Raw genomic sequence first — 19523 nt, forward strand, 5'->3', positions numbered from 1 at the left:
TGCACATCCGTGCCGGTCCCTCCCGCTCCCCGCACCTCCTCCCGCGCGGCGCAACTCCTACCCGCCCCGGCCGCTCCCGCCTAGCGTGACGGGCATGAGCATCCCCACCCGCACCCGCTGGAGCGTCATCGGCCAGCTCGGCCCGCTGTTCGACGACGGCGGACCGATGCTGCTCGTCGAGGCGCGCTCGGCCTTCGGGCGGCGGCCGATGCACCGCGCGAAGGCGCAGCTGTGGCTCTCGGCGCTGCGGCACCGCGCCCGCGAGCTGGGCGACCGCGTCGAGTACGTCCGCGCCGAGACCTTCGCGGAGGCGCTCGAGGGCCGCGACGACCTCGAGGTGATCGATCCGCCCACCCGCGGCGGCCGCCGCCTCGCCCGGCGCCTGGGCATGAGCGTGCTGCCCAGCCGCGGTTTCGTGACCGAGGAGGAGGACTTCCGCGAGTGGGCGCTCGCGCGGGCAGGCTCCCGGCTCCTGCTCGAGGACTTCTACCGCTGGAGCCGCGAGCGCACCGGCGTGCTCATGCGCGGCGACCAGCCCGAGGGCGGGAAGTGGAACTACGACCACGACAACCGCCAGCCGCCGCCCAAGGGTGCGGCCCGGCTGGGGCTGCCGGATCCGTGGTGGCCGGTGGAGGACGACATCGACGAGGAGGTCCGCGCGGATCTCGCCCGCTGGGAGCGCGAGGGAGCCGTGCACCTCGTCGGCGAGGACGGCCCGCGGCGCTTCGCCGCCACTCCCGCCGAGGCGCAGGAGGCGCTCGCCGACTTCGCGTCCTCGCGCCTGCAGGACTTCGGCCCGTACGAGGACGCCATTCTCTCGGGCGACTGGACCATGGCGCACTCGCTCCTGAGCGCTCCGATGAACCTCGGCCTGCTCGACCCGCGCGAGGTGATCGACACCGTCGTCGCCGAGCACGCGTCCGGAGGCGCTCCGCTCGCGGGCGTCGAGGGCTTCGTCCGGCAGATCATGGGCTGGCGCGACTACGTCTGGCACCTCTACTGGCACCTGGGGCCGGAGTACCGCGGGCGCAGCCGCGCGCTCGGCGCCTCCGCCCCGCTGCCCTCGGCGCTGCTCGAGCTCGACCCCTCGGGCATCGAGGCGAACTGCCTGCACGAGACCCTCGACGACGTCCGGCGCCACGGCTGGGCGCACCACATCCAGCGCCTGATGGTGCTGGGCAACTGGGGCCTCCAGCGCGGGTGGGACCCGGCCGAGCTCAACGACTGGTTCGTGGAGGTCTTCGTCGACGGCACCGAGTGGGTGATGCCGGCGAACGTGATCGGCATGTCGCAGCACGCCGACGGAGGCGTCGTGGCGACCAAGCCGTACGCGTCCGGTGGCGCCTACATCAACCGGATGTCGGACTACTGCGGCGGCTGCCGCTTCGATCCGAAGGTGCGCCTGGGCGAGAACGCCTGCCCCGTGACGGCCGGGTACTGGGCGTTCCTGGACCGCGTGGAGCCCGTGCTGCGCACGAACCACCGCATGGCGCAGCCGCTCGCCGGACTGCGGCGCCTCTCGGACCGCGCGGCCGTGGTCGACCAGGAGCGGAACCGGGAGTCGTACTGAGCGGGCGCGGGGCGCCTCACCCGGCGCCCCGATGCCGGCGGAGCAGTGATCCTCGCCGAGGCTCGGGAGGCCAGCGCCGTTCGCGCGCACGGACTTGCCCTTGTGCGCCGCGAGCATCTTCTTCTTCGACCGCTGCGTCAGCTGGCTCTCGTTCGGGCATGACAGTTGGCTCGATGGGACCTCGTGTTGCTCAAACCCGAGAGGCGCCCCCCGCATCACCACCCGAACGAAAGCGCCGGAACTCCCGCACTGCTCGGTCGCCACCCTCAGTTTTCCAACGACGAGACGGGGAGCGGGTCGAGCAGATGCGGTCCGTTGGTGCGGACGTTGTTCACGTCGCCGGACACCTCGTAGTGCTCGAGGTCGTGCTCGACCGCGTACGACTCCCGGTCGAGGAGCTGCATCAGAGCGTCGACGTCGAGATGCCCGCCGAGCCAGTCGTCGTACCCGTCCGGCGTGATGCACGCCGGCATCCGGTCGTGGACCTCACCCGGCGCCACACTGCTCCGGGCGTCGGCGGGCACCTCGGCGAGGTGCAGGGCGGCGGCGGAGAGGACGGAGAGGGATGCGCTGCGGCTGGTCGTGAGGGTGCCGCCCACGTCCTACTCTCGGAGGAATCGTGGTCGCGACAGAAGGGCATCGCCATGCGGATTCTCATCGTCGGAGCGGGCGCGACCGGTGGTGCGTTCGGGAGCCGCCTGCAGGAAGCCGGCCGCGACGTCACCTACCTGGTGCGTGCAGGCAGGGCCGAGTCGCTGCGGAGAGACGGACTCCGCCTCGTCTCGCCTTCGGAGGATCGCACCCTCGACGTGACGACACTGGTCGTGGGGGAGGAGGCGCCCGCCTTCGATCTGGTGCTCGTGACGGTCAAGGCGTCGGCGCTGAAGGACGCCGTGGCCGATGTTCGTGCCTGGGTCGACGCGACGACGCTCGTGCTGCCGATCCTGAACGGCATGGCGCACATCGACCTGCTGGAGACCGAGTTCCCCGGGCGAGTGCTCGGCGGCTCGGCCAAGATCGTCGCGACTCTCGACGGCGGCGCGGTCCGCCAGATGACCGGGCTCTCGGTGCTCACGATCGGCTCGCTGACGGACGCACCGGTGCCGGCTCATGTGGCCGAAGCGCTCGACGTCCCCGGTATCGACCTGCGGGTGTCGGATGACGTGCTCTCCGCGCTGTGGGAGAAGTGGGTCTTCATCGCCGCAGCGGGCGTCGTCACCTGCCTCTTCCGCAGCGCGATCGGCCCGGCCCTCGAGGCGGGGGCCCTCCCGTGGATCCTCGACGCGATCGAGGAGGCGGAGACCGTCGCCGACGCGGCCGGCCTGCCGGTGTCCGCCGCGGCGCACGAGCAGTCCCTCGCGATCCTCACCGAGGAGGGGTCGGCCTTCACGACCTCGCTCTACCGCGACCTCGTCGCCGGCCTGCCCACCGAGGCCGAGCACCTGCTCGGCGACCTCGCTCGCCGAGCGCGGGAGCTGAGCGTCCCGACGCCGCTCCTCGACCTCACCCTCGTGCAGATCCGAGCAGGAGCTCCGGCTCAGGCGCCCGCCATCGCTGCTGGGATGGTCCAGCGGGCGTCCGGCCGGGGGTCTCCGTGCCGACGCCGAGAGGCCCGCTCGCAGGGGGAGGAGCGGGGGTAGCGACGCGCGGATAGTGTGCACTGCGTGGTTGGCGTCGCTCGGAAGGGACCCCTGAGTTCGGTGATCGCCGCGATCGCCATCCTCGGGATGATCGTCGCACCCGTCGTGCTGACCTACCTCTCCATCAACGCGAGAGGAATCGGCATGGGATTGATGCCCACCGACGAGGAGGCCGCAGCAGGGAAAGCCTTCCTCCTCGCGGCTGGCATCGTCGCCCTCATCAGCGCTGTCAGCGTCTGGGTCCTCACCGTCATCCGCGCGACAAGCGGGACCCATGCTCACCACGGGTGGGAGATCGTCTGGTGCATCCTTGCGTTGCCGACCGCACTCGTCGGCTTCGCCCTCGCGGCCATCGCCTCCCGCATGCCGTGAGGCCGTCCCTCGACTGTCGAGCCCCGGCCACGGCGCCGCCATTCCACGCCGACCGTCGCGGGCCCACGATGATCCGGCGGGCGTCCGGTAGCCGATGGGTGACCGGACGGCCAGAGGGGCACTCTGCCGAGCCTTCGCGCTCGACGCGTACTCTCATGCCATGTCGATCCCTCCCGCGCCGGTGACGATCCTCGATGTCGCTCGCGTCGCCGGCGTCTCTCGGCAGACCGTCACGCGGGCGTTGAACGACATGGCCGATGTGAGTGCGGCGACGAAGGCGCGGGTGATCGCCGCCGCGGGTGAGTTGAACTATCGCCCGAATCGGGCTGCTCAGAGCATGGTCCGGGGCAGGCGTACGACCATCGGTCTGGTGCTCGAGGACCTCCGCAACCCCTACTTCGCTGAGCTGGCCGCAGCGGTGAACAGCGCCGCGGCCGATCGGGACTGGGGCGTGCTGCTCTGCGACGTCGGCACGGATCGCGGGAAGACGCGGGGGCAGCTCGCCTCGATCACCTCGAGCGTGGACGCGCTCGTGCTCACGGGATGCCGCACCGACACCCTCTCCCTGCTGCCCGACGATGTACTGCGCGGCGGTCAGCGGCGACTCCCGCTGGTGATGATCGACGGCCCGGCGGACGAGCGCTTGAACGGCCGGGTCGTGCTCGAGGTCGAGGAGGGGGTGCGAGCGGCGATCGACCGTCTCGTGTCTCAGAATCGTCGTCGCATCGCGTTCCTCGGCTCGGACGTGGGGACCGATGTCCGCCGAGACGTCTACCGGGCGAGCGTCCAGGAGCAGGGCTTGTCCTGGGAGGACCTCCCGGCTCTCATCGCGGAGGAGAGCGTCGAGGGCGGGATGAGAGCGGCGGACGAGCTGCTGCAGCAGTGCCCCGATGTCGACGCCGTCCTCGTCTACAACGACGTCATGGCCCTGGGGGTCCTCAAGGCTCTGGCGCGAGCAGGCCGACAGGTACCGGAGGAGGTCGCGGTGATCGGCATGGACGGGCTCGACGTCGGCCGCCTCGTCACGCCCGAGCTGACGACACTGTCGATCGACAAGGCGCAGCTCGCGGACGCCGCCGTGGCGCTCCTCGAGAAATCCTTCGCCGGTATTCCGATCACGGGGGCGGACGAGACGTCCGTCGGGCTCACTCTGCTCGTCCGCGACTCCGCCTGACCTGAGCTTTTCGAGCACGGTCCCGGTCTGCTACGGTCACCACCGTGAACGTTCACGGTCCTGCCCTCGCTCCCTCCCTCCACTCGACTATCGCCTGGCGCAACGCCGTCATGGTGATGTTCGCCCTCGGAGGCGTCACGGTCTCCACCTGGGGCCCGCGACTCCCGAGCATCCGCGACTCCCTCGGCATCGGTGACGCCGTGATCGGCCTCGCCCTGGCGGGTGTGACGGTCGGCTCGATCGCGGGCCTGGGCGTGTCTGCGCTGCTGCTCGCGAAGTTCGGAGCACGGCGGGCGATCCTCGGCGCCCTCCTGCTGACTGCCGCCGGTGTGGCCGTGGTCGGTCTCGGAGCCGGTGTCGCGGGCTCCCTCGGTGTCACGGTCGTCGGCTTCGTCGCCGTCGGCTTGGGCGTCGGGTCGCTCGACGTGATGATCAACGTCGAGGGTGCCGCCGTCGAGGCCGCCGTGCAGAAGACGCTGATGCCGCTGCTGCACGCCGCTTGGTCCGCGGGCGCGATCCTCGGCTCCGTCATCGGCGCGGGCGCTTCGGCCGCGGGGATCCGCTTCGAGGTGCAGTTCTGCATCGAGGCCGTGTTGATCGCGATCGCCGGCCTGATCGCGGTTCGATACCTTCCGACGGCAGAGGCGGTCGAGGCGAGCGCCGCGGGTGCGCACACCTCGGGCGGCTGGCGTCAGCGACTGCGCGTCCTGGCCGACTGGCGCCTTCTGCTCATCGGCGTCGTCATGTTCGGCGCCGAGCTGGGCGAGGGGACCGCGAACAGCTGGCTGTCCCTCTCGGCCCGCGACGGCCACGGACAGACCGAGACGATCGCCGCGCTCTTCTTCACCGTCTTCGCTCTCGGGGAGACGATCGCCCGCGTCGTGGGCGGCCCGGTCGTCGATCGCATCGGACGAGTCGCCACCATCCGGATCACCGCCGCCGTCGGAGTGCTGGGGCTCGTGCTGTTCATCCTCGGCGGCCCCACCTGGCTGATCCTCCTCGGAACGGTGCTCTGGGCGGTCGGCGTCTCGATGGGCTTCCCGCTGGGCATGTCGGCCGCCGCCGACAGCGGCCCGAACCCGGCCGCCCGCGTCAGCATCGTCGCCTCCGTCGGCTACCTCGCGAACCTCGCAGGCCCGCCCATCATCGGCGGCCTCTCGGAGTCCTTCGGGCTCCTCAACGCCTTCTGGCTCGTCGCCGCTCTGCTGGCCGCCGCCTTCCTCGCCGCCGGCGCCTACGGCCGCCGCGACACCCCGGTCCTGTCCGACTGATCACCGAAGGGCCGAACGCTGATGCCTCGACCTCTCCATGCCACCACCGATTCCGCACGCCGCCTCGGAGCGCACCTCCGCAGAGCCCGCCTGGAACGAGGCCTTCGCCAAGAAGACCTGGCCCGGGACGCGGACGTCGGAACCGCGACCCTGCGGCGAATCGAGCGCGGCGACCAGGACAACCCCAGCGTCTTCGTCGTCCTCCGACTGCTGAATCGGCTCGACCTCCCCGCCGCGACCCTGGACAGGATCGTCGACTGACGCGACCCTCGTGCGGACGTCGAAGACTGTTCCGAAAGGGGATCGTGCACCGGGACACGCAGACGCGACACCGCGCGCCGTGAAACTCCGCTGCTCGTCGTGTCCCGTTAGACCCGTCCGATGAATTGTTCGCTAGCGGGACGTCGAACGGGACACTGCTTGGACGCCTGAGCTGATCGGAGACGCCCGCGTCTCTACCGACAAGCAGGACGCGCAGGCGCAGCGAGTCGCGCTACTCGCCGCGGGCGTGCAGGCAGACCGGATCTCGGTCGACGCCGGACTCACCGGATCGAACCGCGACCGGCCCGCGCTGCGCGAGGCCCTGGCTGCCTGCGACACCGGCTCGACCGTGTTCGTCACGAAGCTCGACCGCCTTGCACGGTCGATCACGGATGCGCGAGACACCGTGGACGAGCTGACGCGCAGGGGAGTGCGGCTGAACATCGCCGGGTCGCTGCACGACCCGACCGACCCGATGGGCAGGCTGCTGGTCACTGCGCTCGCAATGATCGCGGAGTTCGAGGGCGACGTCATCCGGGCGCGCAACCGGCAGTCGTACTGAGCACCGCCCGTCAGGCGCGGACGAACACCGACACCGTCACCGCGACGGTCACCTCGGTCGTCCCCTCGCGCTCCGCCAGGACCGCGTCCAGCGCCCCGGCGTCGACGTGGTGCGCGCTGGGACCCATCAGCACCTCCGCGCGCAGCTCCGCGGGCGTCATCGCGACCGCGTAGTCGAGCTCCCGCCGCTCGGTCAGCGCGAAGCCGGCGAGCTGCTCGTCGAGGCGCTCCGCCTTGCCCGCGTCGATCCCGAGCATGCCGAAGACCGGGCGGATCTCGTGCAGGTGCCGCTCGCGCGGCGTCACGACGACGGCGGTCCCTCCGGCCCGCAGCACGCGCAGCATCTCGGGGGCGTTCCGCGGGGCGAACACGGTCAGCAGCGCGTCGGCGCAGCCGTCGGCCAGCGGCAGAGGCTGCCAGAGGTCCGCCGTCGCGATCGCGGCCCGGGGGTGCGCGCGGGCGGCGCGTCGAGCGGCCGGTGCCGAGAGGTCGAGTCCGAGGCCGGCGGCCCCCGGATGCGCGTCGAGCACCGCCGCGAGGTAGGCGCCGGTGCCGCAGCCCAGGTCGACGACGAGCCGGGCGTCCGCGGGCACTGCCGCGGCCACCGCGTCCTGGATCGGGCGGTAGTGCCCCGAGCCGAGCAGCTCCTCGCGCGCCTGCACCATCGCCGCGGTGTCGCCGGAGGTGGCGTGCCGCCCGCGCAGCAGCGACACGTAGCCCTGCCGCGCGACGTCGGCGCTGTGCCCGTTCGGGCAGCGCAGGAGCGAGGGCCGCGGCAGCGCGTCCGGAGCGAGTGCGGCACCGCAGACGGGGCAGGCGAGCGCCGGCAGCACCCTCGATCCGGGCACCTCCGACGGATCGAGGGGGTGCGCGCTCACGCGGCGGTCCGATCGTGCAGGGCGGCCGAGCGATCCCGCATCGCCGTGACTCCGGAGTTGACCGTGGCGATCACGGGCACCGCGAACAGCGCGCCGGCCAGGCCCGCGACCTCGAGGCCGATCGCCACGCCCAGCACGACGGCGAGCGGATGCACCTTCACCGCCGACCCGAGGATCAGCGGCTGCAGCACGTGCCCCTCGAGCAGGTGCACGACGATCACCACGCCCACCATGACCAGCGCCGCCACCGGCCCGATGAACAGCAGGGCGATCAGCGCCGCGAGCGCTCCGGTGACGATCGCGCCGAGGAACGGCACGAAGGAGCCCAGGAACACGGTGACCATGATCGGCACGACCAGCGGGAGCTGCAGCGCGAGCGCCCCGATGCCGATGCCCGTGGCGTTGATCGCCGCCACTGCGAGCTGCGCCCGCACGAACTGCGTGAGTGCCTCGAACCCGGCAGCCGCCCCCGTGAGCAGCGGCGCCCTGGCCGGCAGCGGCAGCAGGCGGAGGAACCACGACCAGATCCGCCGCCCGTCCAGCAGCAGGAAGATCAGCGAGAAGAGGGTGAGCAGCGTGCCGGCGACGACCTCGGCGACCTGCGAGCCCACCGCGAGCGCTCCGGAGGCGATCGTCGCGGCCTGCGCGTCGGCCCACGTGATCGCGCTCTGCGCCCAGTCGGTGAGCTGCACCTGGGTGAAACCGAGGCCCTGGATCCACTCCTCCACGTCGTCGACCGCGTCGAGCGTGCGCTGCCCGATGCCGCCGAACCCGGCCCGGGTCTGCACGACGACGAGAGCGACGAGGCCGCTGATCGCGAGGAGCAGGGTCAGGATCGAGACGAGCACCGCGAGTCCGCGGGGCAGGCGCCAGGCCTCGAGCCGGTCGCGCAGCGGAGTCAGCAGCGCGGTCAGCAGCAGCGCGACGAGCACCGGCACGACCACGACCGGCACCATCGAGACCAGCTGCACGACGAGCCAGAGGATCGCGGCGACCGCGAGCACCCGCCACGACCACGCGGCCGCGATGCGCATGCCCGGCGAGACGTCGTCGGCCTCGGGCGCGGCGGCCGGAGCGGTCGCCGCGGGTGTCTGCAGTCGCTCCTGCGTCCGGCGTCCTCGCATGGCCCCTCCCCGTTCCCTCGCAGTGTACGGCGGGGTGCTGGGGCCGGTCGCCGCTGCTCACGCCGTTCCGCCGGCCGGAGCGATCAGGCGCGCTCGACCGGCAGCCACAGCTCGCAGGTGGCGGTGCTGAAATCGTCCGCACGGTCGAGCACCGCGACGAGCGACGGCCCGGGGCGCAGTCGCCACGGGTTCGACGGGAACCACTCGGTCGCGGTCGCGGCCCACGCCTCCTGCAGCGCCGCCGGATGCGCGCCCTCGGTGCGGAAGACCGCCCAGGTGCCGGCCGGAACCTCGATGGTGTCGAGATCGGCGGGGGCCGGGGCCGTGCCCGTGACGGCCACTCCGTGCAGGTAGGTCAGCTCGCTCCCCTCGGTGTAGTCGGGGTCGACGTCGGCGCTCACCTGGAGCAGCCCGGCCGGCTCGGTGTCGCTCAAGGCCTTCAGGCGGCCGTGCTCGGACGCGGGCAGCGAGGCGATGTGGGCGGCGATGCGCGGATTGACGCCCTCGTGCACGAGCGGCACGCGAACGACGTGGCCGAGGAGGACGAACGCCGGTCGATCGACGATGCGGGTGGTCATGGGGGTGGTCCCTTCGACGGTCAGGCGGAACCTGAGCTGCGGTTGCGATCGAAGGGGGCCGCCGTGCCGCCTGGCCTCGCCGACGGCGACGCCGTGCACGGATCGGAACGCCCGGCCGAACGCCTCGGTCGACCCGTACCCGAACCGCACCGCGACGCCCAGCAGGTCCTCGCCCGCCAGGACGTGCGCTGCCGCGACCGTCATCCGGCGACGCCGGACGTACTCCGACAGCGGCATGCCGGCGAGCGACGAGAACATCCGCCGGAGGTGGTGCTCGGTCGTGCCGAGCGCGCTCGCCAGCGCCGCCACGTCGAGGTCGTCGTCGAGACGGTCCTCGACCAGCTCGACCAGTCCGTTCAGCTCCGCGATCACGGCACCCCCTTCGACCTCCACCCTGCCGGGTCGTCCCGCTCGGCACCCGATGATCGCGGTCCGATCCGATCGTCCCGCCGATTTCCGGAGGAGCGCGTCCGGTGGAGGCGGTCACGCGGTCACAGGTCAGAGCGACCGTCCTCTCGATCGAGCACGGCCGACCGGTCGGTGCCGTGGATCACGACAAGGCGGTGCCACCGCTGACCACTCCCGGCGCCTCATCAAGGGTTCTCGGCGGACGATACGCTCTACGGCGTTCGTCCGAGAACGTGATCCGCGGCGATCCCCAGTAGTTCCGTCGTGTATTGCCGCGTCACCAGGACGAGGGTGCGCAGGCGCTTGTCGAGCGAGCCCCACGGGCGGCCGGGCTGTCCTGTGGGGCCGATGCTCTCTGTCACGTTCGTCACGTCGACGTCGAACTCGACCCTCAGATCGAAGTTGTCGGGAGCAAGGAGGAGACCCTCAGCCAGGCGCAGGCTCACGATCGGGTCACCATCACCGATGATGCCCGGCCGCCCCTGATCAAGGACTTCGATGTACCGAAGATCGGCCTTCATGCGCAGATGAGAGAGATACAGCCCCAGACCGTGCATCGATCGGTGCCGGTCCACCCGGGCGAGCTCGTGCAGGATCCCCAAGCTGTTCCACCCCGGTAGCTCGGCCTGGTAAGGCTGCACCTTCTCGAGGGCCTCCCGAATCACCGGCGGCAGGTCGCGATACCTGCCGGCCTGGCTCTTCCACTCTGTCGGCGTTTCGCGGATCGGCCATTCCAGCCTCCCCGCGCTGGGCGGCGGGTTCTCTCCCGAGACGAGCACCGCGATTGCGTAGAGGCAGTTGTCGAGTGCTGCGCGCAGCTCGTAGAGCAGCTCCCCGAAGGTCACCGACAACTCGACGGGAAGTGGTCTCGTTCGGTGCAGGCGCACCGTCAACGTCCCATCGCTTTCAGGGGTGTGCCGGAGCTTGTGAGGCCTGGTGCTCAGGTACTCGTCCCACGTCTCTTGGAACATCCGCACCTGCTCGTCAGCCCGATCAAGCCGCGCGTGCACAAGCTGGATTTCGAAAGCGATCGGAGTGAAGACGGCAGGAAACGGTTCAGCCATGACGCAATGATCCCGGGTCGCCGTCCAGGAGGTATCGCGTCCCGTAAGGGGATGCTTCACCGGTCGCTGGGGCGCCGTCTCACGCCGGTTGCCACTACCCCGCGATCATCGCGAGCGACGGCGCGCGACCCTTCTCGATGTGCGTGAACGCGATGGACTCCGCCAGACGATCGTTGCCGGAGCGGATGGCCTCGAGGAGGCCGTGGTGCTCGTCGGACTGCTGACGCTGGTCGCGCGCGCTGGTCAGGTAGAACAGCCAGGTCATCCGCCCTGTGACCGCCCGCATCAACGAGGTGAGCAGCGCGCTGCCGGCGACCTCGACGATCGCCTCGTGCACGACGGTCGAGGTCTCGGCGACCTCGAGCCAGTCCTCGCTGTCGAGGGCGCGGTGCTCGGCGTCGATCGCGTCGAGCAGCGGCTGGAGCGACGCGCCGGCGGAGACGGCCCGCGCGGCCAGGCGGGCGGCGAGAGTCTCGAGGCTGAGCCGAACGTCGAACAGCTCGACGACGTCCTCGACGCTCCAGTGCGCGACGCGAGTGGAGCGTCGGGGGAGCATCCGCACGAAGCCCTCGTTCGCGAGCTGCGGGACGGCCTCGCGCACCGGCAGCCGCGACACGTGCAGCTCGGCGGCGAGTGACGCCTCGACGAGCCGCGACCCCTGCGGATGGTGTCCGAGGATGATCTGCCGACGCAGGGTCCGGTAGGTCTGGCTGGCGAGAGACTCCTCGGTGCTGGCGAGTGTCATGTCGGTCCTCCTCGCGACGCCGGTGCGACCATTCAACACTCTCGGTCGCCCCGGTGCGCTCTGTCCCCGGCTCACCTCACCCGCCGGGCCAGCTGCGCGCCTTGGGCAGCGGCCGGGCGTAGCTGTCGATCCGGCTGGTGCTCAGCCCCTGGCGGACGAGCGTCTCGACGAGGGCGGCCGCCGCGGCGACTCCGTCGACGACCGGCACCGGGAGGCGCGCGCCGACGTGCTCCTCGAGCCCCGCCATGCCTGCGCAGCCGAGGCAGATCACTTCAGCGCCGCGGGCGATGGCGCGCTCACCGGCGGCGACGAAGGCGTCGAGGGTCGCCTCCTGATCGTCTTCCAGATCGAGCACGCCGAGGCCGGTGTCCTCGATCGCGGCGCAGTGCGCGATGAGGCCGGCGGTGGTGAGGCTGTCCTCGATCTGGCCGACCGCGCGGCGGACGGTGGTGACGACGCCGTAGCGACGGCCGAGCAGCATCGCGAGGTGCGCGGACGCCTCCGTGATGTCGACGACGGGCACGTCGAGCAACTCGCGGGCGCCCTCCCGGCCGTGCTCGCCGAAGCCGGCCATCACGACGCCGTCGATGTCGTCGGAGAGCCGTTCGAGTGTGTGCAGGACGGCTGCCGCGCTGAGGAAGCTGTCGTACCAGCCCTCGGCCGAGGCGACGCCCCAACTCGGGGTGATCGCGACGATCTCCGTTCCTGGCCCGACGGCGAGGCGAGCGCGGGCGGCGGCCGTCTCGGTCATCGACGCGGTCGTGTTGCAGTTGACGACGGCGATGCGCATCAGCGGCTCGCTCCGGCGGGGACTCCGGAGAGGCGGATCTCGCTGCCCGCGTCCCGCAGTCGCGCGAGGTCGATCAGCGCGGCCGCGACGGCGAGGTCCTGCGCGGCCAGGCCGACGGAATCGAAGACGGTGATCTCCTCCGCCGTCGTCCGGCCGGACGCGGTCCCGGCCACGACGTCGCCGAGCTCGAGCAGCCCGGCCGTCGCGTCGACCGCGCCCTCCGCCATCGCGCGGACGAGGTCGCCCGATTTGGCGCGAGCGGTCGCCGCGCTGTCGACGACGAGCGTGCCGATCGCCATCGCCGCGGCGTCGAGCTCGCGATGCTCGGGCCTCGGGCGGGCGCCGACCGCGTTCACGTGCTGGCCTGCGTGCAACCACGCCCCGCGCACGATCGGATCGACGGACGGGGTGAGGGTGCAGAGCACGTCGGAGCGCTCGACGACGGCGCGGGGATCCGCCGCGCGGGTCACGGGACGCCCGACCGCCTCCTCGAAGCGGTCGAGCGTCGCGTCCGATCTCGACCAGACCACGATCTCATCGAGGTCCCGGACCGCGTGCAGCATGCGGACGTGCTCGACGGCGAGGTTGCCGGCACCGATCAGGCCGAGCACCCGGCTGTCCGCCCGAGCGAGGTACTGCGTGGCGACCGCGGAGGCGGCGGCGGTGCGGGCCCGGGTGATGAGAGCGCCGTCGAGGACGGCGACGCACTCCCCGGTCACCAGCGAGGTGACCAGGATCGTCGACCGCTGCGTCGGCAGTCCGCGTGCCGCGTTGCCGGGCAGGTCGGCCATGAGCTTCACCGCGGCGAGACCGAGGGCGTCGGATCGGACCGCCATCGGCAGGATCAGCCCGTCGTCCTCGCCCGCGAGAGCCGTCGGGGCGGGTTGGTGCAGCGCTCCGGAGCCGAGATCCGCGAACACCTGCTCGACCGTGCCGAGCACGTCGACGTCGGGGAGCAGCGCGGAGATCTGCTCGGAGGCGAGGACGAGCGTCATCAGCGCGCGCCGACCGTCGCGCGGCCGGTGAGCTCGGCGAGGGAGGGGGCGCGGGTGACGAGCCCGGCCTCCGCGAGGATGCGCATCCAGCGGTCGGAGGCGGCTTCGTCGATCACCGTCGTGTCCCAGACCCCGCCGGCGGCCATCTCCTCAGCGGCCTCGCGCAGGAGGACCGGGTCGCGGTCGGGCCAGCGGGCGGCGAGCACCGCGTCGATGTCGGCGCCGGCCTCGCCCGCGGTGATCCTCCGCATGGCCGTCTCGATCGCGTCGACGAAGCGCTCGGTGCGGTCGGCGAGCTCCGCGACCCGCTCGGTGCGGGTGTAGTAGACGCTGTTGGGCATCACTCCCGCGTCGAGGTGGCGGAAGACGATCTGCCCGCCGCCGGCCGCGACGAGCTCCTTCGCCGAGAGCAGGTCGAGCACGATCGCGTCGCCGAGGCCGCCTCGGTAGAGCTCGAGCATCATCGCCGTGGACAGGTCGCGTACCCAGCGGGTGGCGGAGACGTCGAGGCCGGCCTCGCGGATCAGGCCCGCGGTGAACTCGAACGGCGCGCTGCCGCCCGCGCCCGGGGCGAGCACGACCTTGCCGGCCAGCCAGTCGAGCCCGACGGGTCCGGAACCCTCGCGGGCGACGATCGTCATGGGGAAGCGGTGGTTGAGCTGCCCGACGACGGTCAGCTCCCGGCTCGTGCCGGCGTACATCCCGGGCACCCACAGCCCGCCGAGGGCGAGATCGGCGGCGCCGGAGTCGAGGTCGTCGAGGACGCCGGTCCAGGGGTCGCAGGCCGTGGCGGTGACGGCGAGGCCGCGCTCGGCGAACAGGCCGCCGACATCGGCGACGTACTCGGGGAGGTAGTTGAGTCCGTTGGCGGTGGCCGAGACGGTGAGGGTGTCCATGGTGCTCCTTGTGGGTTCGCGCCCCCGGCGCCGGAGCGCCGGGGGCGTGGGTGGGTCAGTGGGCGGCGGCGATGGCGTTCTCGTTGACGTCCTCGAGCGAGCGCCCCCGGGTCTCCGGGGCGAAGCGGGAGGCGACGACGAGCACCGCGTACATCACGGCGGCGAGTCCGAAGACGCCGGCGAAGGCGAACGAGCCGTAGAGCGCGACAGCGAGGAACGGCATGACCGCTCCGGCGATGTTGCCGATGCCGTTCACGATCGAGGCTCCGGAGGCGCGGATCGCGGTCGGGAAGATCTCCGCGGTCCAGGTGGCGAGGGTCGTGTTGGTGACCATCGTGAAGAACTGGAAGAGGGCGCCGAGGACGAGGATCGCACCGGTCCCGTTCCCGAAGCCGGCGAAGGCGAGCGCGGTGAGGCAGCCGAGGACCCCGGCGGTGCCGACGGCCGTGCGGCGGCCCACCCGACCGGCGATGAGGGCCGCGGTCGTCGCTCCGAGGAGCGAGCCGATGTTCATGATCATCGTGTAGAGCAGGCTCTCCGAGACGGAGTAGCCGCGCTCGACGAGCAGGGTCGGCATCAGGAAGTTCAGCGTGACCTGCGAGCCGAAGGCCATCCAGGACGCGACGCCGAGGGCGGCGGTGCGGCGGATCACCGGGCGGCTGAAGACCGCGGCGGGGGAGGCCGACATCTGCACGGGCGGGAGGTCCGCCTGCGTCAGCTCGATCGGCGGGCGGGCGCCGGTGGGGGTGAGCGAGTTCGAGGAGAGGATCGCGAGCGAGCGGTTGGCGTCCTCCGTGCGGCCCTGCGACAGCAGCCAGCGCGGCGTCTCGGGCAGCTTGCGGCGGTAGAAGACCACCAGCAGCGCGGGGACGGCGAGGATCACGAACGACCAGCGCCAGACACTGTCGGGGCCGCCGAGAGGAGTCTCCAGCGGTCCGAGCAGCAGGAGGAACAGTCCGTAGGAGAGGAAGTTGCCCAGGCCTCCGGCGCCGACGTTGACGGCGCCGATCGCGGTGCCGCGGAAGCGGGTGGAGACCATCTCCGAGAGCATGACGAGGCCGATCATGAACTCGCCGCCGATGCCGATGCCCACGATGAGCCGGCTGACCAGCAGCATCTCGTAGTTCATCGCGAGGGCGCTGATCAGTCCGCCGAGGGTGTAGATCAGCAGGTTGAGGCTGAGGGAGAAGCGGCGGCCGTAGCGGTCGGCGAGGTAGCCGGCCAGCACACGGCCGATCAGTCCGCCGATCACCGTGGCGGTGTTGATCGTCGTGAGCTGGATGTCGCCGATCTGCAGCGTCTCCTTGATGTGGCTGCCCATGGCGCCCACCGAGTTCTGCTCGAGCGTGTTGAAGAACTCCCCGGCGAGGATCAGCAGGAACACCCAGAACTGCGCGCGGGTGAAGCCGATGGAGTCGAGGACGGAGGCGACCGTGTGGCCGGAAGCGGGTGGAGCGGTGGTGCGGGATACAGCAGTCATGTGTAGCTCCCAGCAGGGCGAGGGGTGAGGCGGCTCCAGAGTGATGGTCACCGCGGGGACTCCTCTTTTGTATCCCAAACACCGTTTCGGGCAGGTTTCCACGATGCTACAACCTCGATCATCGTTGTTGTAATGCGGGGAAGAGGGGGCGTCGGATTCCGCGAGTTGTACAAGCGGTATACAGATCTCCTCCGTTTCGACTCCTGGCCGGGTGCCGACGTTCGGCGGGCCCCGGACCCGGTTGCGTGGTCGGAGGAGGGGTGCATCGAGGTGTGCTCGGACAGTGCCGGCAACGGATCCGGTTGCAGAATTCGCCCATCACTGGCGTAATGGAGGTATCATGTCCATCAACGCCACTGTTTTCGAACGTCTCGCCCCGTCCTCCGCGGCCGTCGACGCCTCCCTCGCCGGCTCCCGGCGCGGCGTCTTCTGGCTCGAGGACGCGCCGGCCCCGCGGCCGCCGCTCGTCGGCTCCGTCCGCGCCGACCTCGTGATCGTGGGCGGCGGCTACACCGGCCTGTGGAGCGCCCTGCGCGCCAAGGAGCGCGACCCCGGTCGCCGCGTGGTCCTCCTCGAGGCCCGCTCGATCGGCTGGGCGGCCTCCGGACGCAACGGCGGCTTCGTCGAGTCGAGCCTCACCCACGGCCGCGAGAACGGCCTCGCCCGCTGGCCGGAGGAGAGCGACCGGCTCGAGCGCCTCGGAGTCGAGAACCTCGACGGCATCCAGGAGACGATCGCCCGCTACGGCATGGACTGCGGCTTCGAGCGCACCGGCTCGCTCGCGGTGGCCGTCGAGGAGCACCAGGTCGCGCAGCTCGCCGAGGGCGACGGAGTCGCGGGCGCGCGCTTCCTCGACGCCGACGGCATCCGCGCCCTCGTCGATTCGCCCACCTATCTCGCCGGTCTCGTCGTGCCCGCCGAGCAGTGCGCGCTCGTGCACCCCGGCGAGCTGGTGCGCGAGCTCGCCCGCGTCGCCGAGGAGCTCGGCGTCGAGATCCACGAGGACAGCCGGGTGCTCGGCCTCGAAACCACCGCGTCGGGAGTGCTCGTGCGCACGGCCAGGGGAGCCGTGGAGGCGTCGCACGCGATCCTCGGCACGAGCGCCTTCCCCTCCCTCCTCGCCCGCACCCGGCTCATGACCGTGCCCGTCTACGACTACGTCCTGATGACCGAGCCGCTCGACGCCGGGCAGCTCGAGTCGATCGGCTGGCGGGGGAGGGAGGGCGTCAACGACACGGCGAACCAGTTCCACTACTACCGCCGGACCGCCGACGACCGGATCCTCTGGGGTGGCTACGACGCGGTCTACCACCCCGGTGGCCGCATCCGCTCGCGCTACGAGGAGCGGCCCGAGACCTACCGCGCGCTGGCCTCGCACTTCCTCACCACGTTCCCGCAGCTCGAGGGCGTGCGCTTCAGCCACCGCTGGGCCGGAGTGATCGACACCAGCACGCGGTTCGCCGCGTTCTACGGCACCGCGATCTCGGGCCGCGTCGCCTATGCCGCGGGCTACACGGGGCTCGGAGTCGGCACGACGGCCTTCGCGGCGGACGTCGTCCTCGACCTGCTGTCAGGCGAGCGGACCGAGCGCACCGAGCTCGAGATGGTGCGCTCGCGCCCGCTGCCCTTCCCTCCGGAGCCCTTCGCCACCGCGGGGATCCAGGCCACCCGCTGGTCGCTCGACCGCGCCGACCACGACGGCGGACGGCGCAACCTGCTCCTGCGCACCCTCGACGCGCTGGGCCTCGGCTTCGACTCCTAGGGCCTGGTGACCACGATCTCGCGTGCTCCGCTCGGCCTGATCGCACGATCTGCGGCGTCGTGAACCGAAGGTCGATGCCCGCATCGACCTTCGGTTCCCTCCTTGCAGCTCGCACGATCAGGCCGTGCTCGCGACGGCGAGCTCGTGTTCACCAGGCCCTAGGGCACGTCGTTCCGCGCCAGCGACCCCTCGTCGCGTGGCGCCTCGGGTAGCGTCCGGTGCGGAGCACCCGCCGCCGGTGCACGAGGGGGACGGATGCTCGAGGTTCTGCTCGCGATCGCAGGCTGGGCCACCGGCGCCGTCCTCGTCGTGAGCGGGTCGCTGAAGCTCGGCCGCACGGAGCGGTTCCGCGAGTCCCTCGGCGCTCTCGGCCTCCCCGCCGCGCTCGGTCGCGGCACCCTCTTCGCCCGCTCGTTCCCCGTCGTCGAGATCGTGCTCGGTCTCGCCGTGCTCCTCGCTCCGACTCCGCTGCACCGGCTCTCCCTGCTGGCGGCGCTCGCCGTGCTCGTGGTCTTCCTGGTGGTCGCGATCCGCGCGGTCCGGGCGCCGGAGCCCGTCGACTGCGAGTGCTTCGGCGGTCTCGGCGACGCGCGGATGAGTGGCCGCACGGTCCTGCGCAACAGCGTCCTCGTCGCCCTCGCGGTCGCCGGGCTCGCGGGTCCCGTGCCGCCCGCCGCGCTGGCGCCCGGGCTCCCGGCGCTCGCCGCGGTGCTGCTCGCGATCGTCCTGGTGCTCGTGCGCGACCGCCTGCAGGGCCGTGCGGCACCTCCCTCCGCTCCCGCATCGACGTCCACTCCCGCACCCTCCTCCGGGCCCGTCCTCCTCACCGCCTCGGGCGACCGCGTCGCACTCGCCGAGTTCGCCGAGCCGCCGACCCACCTCGTCTTCTTCTCGCCCTCGTGCATCTCGTGCCACGAGCTCGTCGACCGCTTCCGCTGGTGGCCGAACGGCCTTCGCGCCGGTGAGGACCTCGTCCCGGTCCTCCTCGGCCGGCCCGAGGACTTCGCCGTGCACGAGGTGTTCGCCCCGCTCGTCGAGCACGCACTCTACGATCCCGACCGCTCGGTCGCGGCGCTGCTCGATCGCGGCGCGACGCCCGGCCACGTCCTCCTCGACGCCGAGCACCCGCTGGGCTCGGGCTGGAGCACCGGCTGGTACGAGATCGAGAAGCGGGTGCTGAGCGAGGAGTTCTTCACCGACGTGCACCGCGGCCGCGTCGTGCCCGACCCCGAGGTCCTGGCGCGCGAGGAGTCCGAGCGCGCCGCCGCTCGCGAGGAGTCCGCCTCGCACTGACCGGCCCGGAACGGCGCCGCCCTCCCGCTCTCCTGGAACGATGGATCCCACCCGTCCCCGACCCTCCGGAGCCCCCATGACCGCCTCGCTCGGCTCGCTCGTCCCCGTCCCCGCCTCGGAGCACCCGGAGCTGCTCCCCGAGGCGGTCCTCGCCGCCGCCGAGCGCGACGGCGTGCTCGGCGACCTCGGCGTCGTCGACATCGATCCCGCCCTCTCCGACACCGCGGCGACGAAGGAGCACTACGGACTCGACGACGCCGACCTCGCCAACTGCGTCGTCGTCGCCGGCTCGCGCGGAGGGGAGGAGCGGATCGCCGCGTGCGTCGTGCTCGCCGACTCCCGCGCCGACGTCAACGGCGCCGTCCGCCGCCTCCTCGACGTGCGGAAGGCCTCGTTCCTGCCGATGGACCGCGCGGTCGCCGAATCGGGGATGGAGTACGGCGGCATCACCCCGATCGGACTGCCCGCCGGCTGGCGACTGCTCGTCGACGCCCGCGTGCTCCTGCGCCCGCTCGTCGTGATCGGCAGCGCAGTGCGCCGCTCCAAGATCGTGCTGCCCGGCTCCGCCCTCGAGCGCCTCTCGGGCGTCGAGATCGTCGAGGGTCTCGGGCTTCCGACGTCGATCCAAGGCGAGGCGACCGTGCCCCTGCACTCCTGATCC

General features: G+C 71.8%; 20 protein-coding genes. 10 read left to right on the forward strand and 10 right to left on the reverse strand.

What is annotated here, in order from left to right; genetic code table 11:
• Positions 1–94: 94 nt before the first annotated feature.
• Entirely contained in the window at positions 95–1570 is a 1476-nt protein-coding gene (locus ASF46_RS02605) for a cryptochrome/photolyase family protein (RefSeq protein WP_056866301.1), read from the forward strand.
• A gap of 266 nt (positions 1571–1836) precedes the next feature.
• Here ASF46_RS02605 and ASF46_RS19640 read toward each other — a convergent pair whose 3' ends face one another.
• Positions 1837–2169, reverse strand: coding sequence for an SOS response-associated peptidase family protein (locus tag ASF46_RS19640; protein WP_056866302.1), 333 nt, complete (start codon positions 2167–2169; stop codon positions 1837–1839).
• Between the two features lie 45 nt (positions 2170–2214).
• Between ASF46_RS19640 and ASF46_RS02615 the strand changes: the two genes are divergently transcribed.
• The 6 genes from ASF46_RS02615 to ASF46_RS02640 all read left to right on the forward strand — a co-directional run bounded on the left by ASF46_RS02615 (position 2215) and on the right by ASF46_RS02640 (position 6850).
• Positions 2215–3210, forward strand: a complete 996-nt coding sequence (locus ASF46_RS02615; RefSeq protein ID WP_082485176.1) for a 2-dehydropantoate 2-reductase — start codon at positions 2215–2217, stop codon at positions 3208–3210.
• 60 nt (positions 3211–3270) lie between these two features.
• The gene (locus tag ASF46_RS02620; RefSeq protein ID WP_157602167.1) at positions 3271–3582 is read left to right on the forward strand and encodes a hypothetical protein; all 312 of its coding nucleotides are present in this window, start codon (positions 3271–3273) and stop codon (positions 3580–3582) included.
• A 160-nt stretch (positions 3583–3742) separates the two neighbouring features.
• Positions 3743–4756 carry a LacI family DNA-binding transcriptional regulator gene (locus ASF46_RS02625; protein ID WP_056866304.1) on the forward strand — a complete coding sequence of 338 codons (1014 nt, stop codon included), beginning with the start codon at positions 3743–3745 and terminating at the stop codon, positions 4754–4756.
• Between the two features lie 44 nt (positions 4757–4800).
• Positions 4801–6027, forward strand: coding sequence for an MFS transporter (locus ASF46_RS02630; protein WP_056866305.1), 1227 nt, complete (start codon positions 4801–4803; stop codon positions 6025–6027).
• 21 nt (positions 6028–6048) lie between these two features.
• A complete protein-coding gene (locus ASF46_RS19905) occupies positions 6049–6288 on the forward strand; it encodes a helix-turn-helix domain-containing protein (RefSeq protein ID WP_056866306.1) in 240 nt (79 codons plus the stop codon).
• A 175-nt stretch (positions 6289–6463) separates the two neighbouring features.
• Complete coding sequence (locus ASF46_RS02640; RefSeq protein ID WP_200919683.1) at positions 6464–6850, forward strand: recombinase family protein; 387 nt, start codon at positions 6464–6466, stop codon at positions 6848–6850.
• Positions 6851–6860: 10 nt separating this feature from the next.
• Here ASF46_RS02640 and ASF46_RS02645 read toward each other — a convergent pair whose 3' ends face one another.
• The 9 genes from ASF46_RS02645 to ASF46_RS02685 all read right to left on the reverse strand — a co-directional run bounded on the left by ASF46_RS02645 (position 6861) and on the right by ASF46_RS02685 (position 15807).
• Complete coding sequence (locus tag ASF46_RS02645) at positions 6861–7727, reverse strand: methyltransferase domain-containing protein (RefSeq protein WP_157602169.1); 867 nt, start codon at positions 7725–7727, stop codon at positions 6861–6863.
• A complete protein-coding gene (locus ASF46_RS02650; protein WP_056866308.1) occupies positions 7724–8851 on the reverse strand; it encodes an AI-2E family transporter in 1128 nt (375 codons plus the stop codon). Before ASF46_RS02650 ends, ASF46_RS02645 begins: the two co-directional genes overlap by 4 nt.
• Before the next feature lie 83 nt (positions 8852–8934).
• The gene (locus tag ASF46_RS02655) at positions 8935–9801 is read right to left on the reverse strand and encodes an AraC family transcriptional regulator (protein WP_056867406.1); all 867 of its coding nucleotides are present in this window, start codon (positions 9799–9801) and stop codon (positions 8935–8937) included.
• Between the two features lie 248 nt (positions 9802–10049).
• Positions 10050–10901: a hypothetical protein gene (locus ASF46_RS02660; protein ID WP_056866309.1), complete on the reverse strand. Its 852-nt coding sequence runs from the start codon at positions 10899–10901 to the stop codon at positions 10050–10052.
• A 94-nt stretch (positions 10902–10995) separates the two neighbouring features.
• Positions 10996–11646 carry a GntR family transcriptional regulator gene (locus ASF46_RS02665; protein WP_056866310.1) on the reverse strand — a complete coding sequence of 217 codons (651 nt, stop codon included), beginning with the start codon at positions 11644–11646 and terminating at the stop codon, positions 10996–10998.
• 76 nt (positions 11647–11722) lie between these two features.
• Positions 11723–12436, reverse strand: a complete 714-nt coding sequence (locus ASF46_RS02670; RefSeq protein ID WP_056866311.1) for an aspartate/glutamate racemase family protein — start codon at positions 12434–12436, stop codon at positions 11723–11725.
• Entirely contained in the window at positions 12436–13431 is a 996-nt protein-coding gene (locus tag ASF46_RS02675) for an ornithine cyclodeaminase family protein (RefSeq protein ID WP_056866312.1), read from the reverse strand. The genes ASF46_RS02670 and ASF46_RS02675 overlap by 1 nt, the downstream gene beginning before the upstream one ends.
• On the reverse strand, positions 13431–14327 hold the full coding sequence (locus ASF46_RS02680) for an ABC transporter substrate-binding protein (RefSeq protein ID WP_056866313.1): 897 nt from the start codon (positions 14325–14327) through the stop codon (positions 13431–13433). Before ASF46_RS02680 ends, ASF46_RS02675 begins: the two co-directional genes overlap by 1 nt.
• A gap of 55 nt (positions 14328–14382) precedes the next feature.
• On the reverse strand, positions 14383–15807 hold the full coding sequence (locus tag ASF46_RS02685; protein ID WP_056866314.1) for an MFS transporter: 1425 nt from the start codon (positions 15805–15807) through the stop codon (positions 14383–14385).
• Positions 15808–16153: 346 nt separating this feature from the next.
• On the opposite strand from ASF46_RS02685, the gene ASF46_RS02690 reads away from it, so the two are divergent.
• The 3 genes from ASF46_RS02690 to ASF46_RS02700 all read left to right on the forward strand — a co-directional run bounded on the left by ASF46_RS02690 (position 16154) and on the right by ASF46_RS02700 (position 19520).
• Positions 16154–17569, forward strand: coding sequence for an NAD(P)/FAD-dependent oxidoreductase (locus tag ASF46_RS02690; protein WP_157602361.1), 1416 nt, complete (start codon positions 16154–16156; stop codon positions 17567–17569).
• A gap of 255 nt (positions 17570–17824) precedes the next feature.
• Entirely contained in the window at positions 17825–18862 is a 1038-nt protein-coding gene (locus ASF46_RS02695; RefSeq protein ID WP_056866316.1) for a MauE/DoxX family redox-associated membrane protein, read from the forward strand.
• Positions 18863–18902: 40 nt separating this feature from the next.
• The gene (locus ASF46_RS02700) at positions 18903–19520 is read left to right on the forward strand and encodes a YbaK/EbsC family protein (protein WP_235576832.1); all 618 of its coding nucleotides are present in this window, start codon (positions 18903–18905) and stop codon (positions 19518–19520) included.
• Positions 19521–19523: the final 3 nt, after the last annotated feature.

Source organism: Rathayibacter sp. Leaf296 (assembly GCF_001423045.1).
Classification (GTDB): domain Bacteria; phylum Actinomycetota; class Actinomycetes; order Actinomycetales; family Microbacteriaceae; genus Rathayibacter; species Rathayibacter caricis.

What these genes read in the sequence shown, in the direction of transcription:
- ASF46_RS02650 (WP_056866308.1), bottom strand. Translation starts at nt 8,851, where the DNA reads ATGCGAGGACGCCGGACGCAGGAGCGACTGCAGACACCCGCGGCGACC.
- ASF46_RS02680 (WP_056866313.1), bottom strand. Translation starts at nt 14,327, where the DNA reads ATGGACACCCTCACCGTCTCGGCCACCGCCAACGGACTCAACTACCTC.
- ASF46_RS02625 (WP_056866304.1), top strand. Translation starts at nt 3,743, where the DNA reads ATGTCGATCCCTCCCGCGCCGGTGACGATCCTCGATGTCGCTCGCGTC.
- ASF46_RS19905 (WP_056866306.1), top strand. Translation starts at nt 6,049, where the DNA reads ATGCCTCGACCTCTCCATGCCACCACCGATTCCGCACGCCGCCTCGGA.
- ASF46_RS02660 (WP_056866309.1), bottom strand. Translation starts at nt 10,901, where the DNA reads ATGGCTGAACCGTTTCCTGCCGTCTTCACTCCGATCGCTTTCGAAATC.
- ASF46_RS02675 (WP_056866312.1), bottom strand. Translation starts at nt 13,431, where the DNA reads ATGACGCTCGTCCTCGCCTCCGAGCAGATCTCCGCGCTGCTCCCCGAC.
- ASF46_RS02685 (WP_056866314.1), bottom strand. Translation starts at nt 15,807, where the DNA reads ATGACTGCTGTATCCCGCACCACCGCTCCACCCGCTTCCGGCCACACG.
- ASF46_RS02605 (WP_056866301.1), top strand. Translation starts at nt 95, where the DNA reads ATGAGCATCCCCACCCGCACCCGCTGGAGCGTCATCGGCCAGCTCGGC.
- ASF46_RS02615 (WP_082485176.1), top strand. Translation starts at nt 2,215, where the DNA reads ATGCGGATTCTCATCGTCGGAGCGGGCGCGACCGGTGGTGCGTTCGGG.
- ASF46_RS02670 (WP_056866311.1), bottom strand. Translation starts at nt 12,436, where the DNA reads ATGCGCATCGCCGTCGTCAACTGCAACACGACCGCGTCGATGACCGAG.
- ASF46_RS02700 (WP_235576832.1), top strand. Translation starts at nt 18,903, where the DNA reads ATGGATCCCACCCGTCCCCGACCCTCCGGAGCCCCCATGACCGCCTCG.
- ASF46_RS02695 (WP_056866316.1), top strand. Translation starts at nt 17,825, where the DNA reads ATGCTCGAGGTTCTGCTCGCGATCGCAGGCTGGGCCACCGGCGCCGTC.
- ASF46_RS02665 (WP_056866310.1), bottom strand. Translation starts at nt 11,646, where the DNA reads ATGACACTCGCCAGCACCGAGGAGTCTCTCGCCAGCCAGACCTACCGG.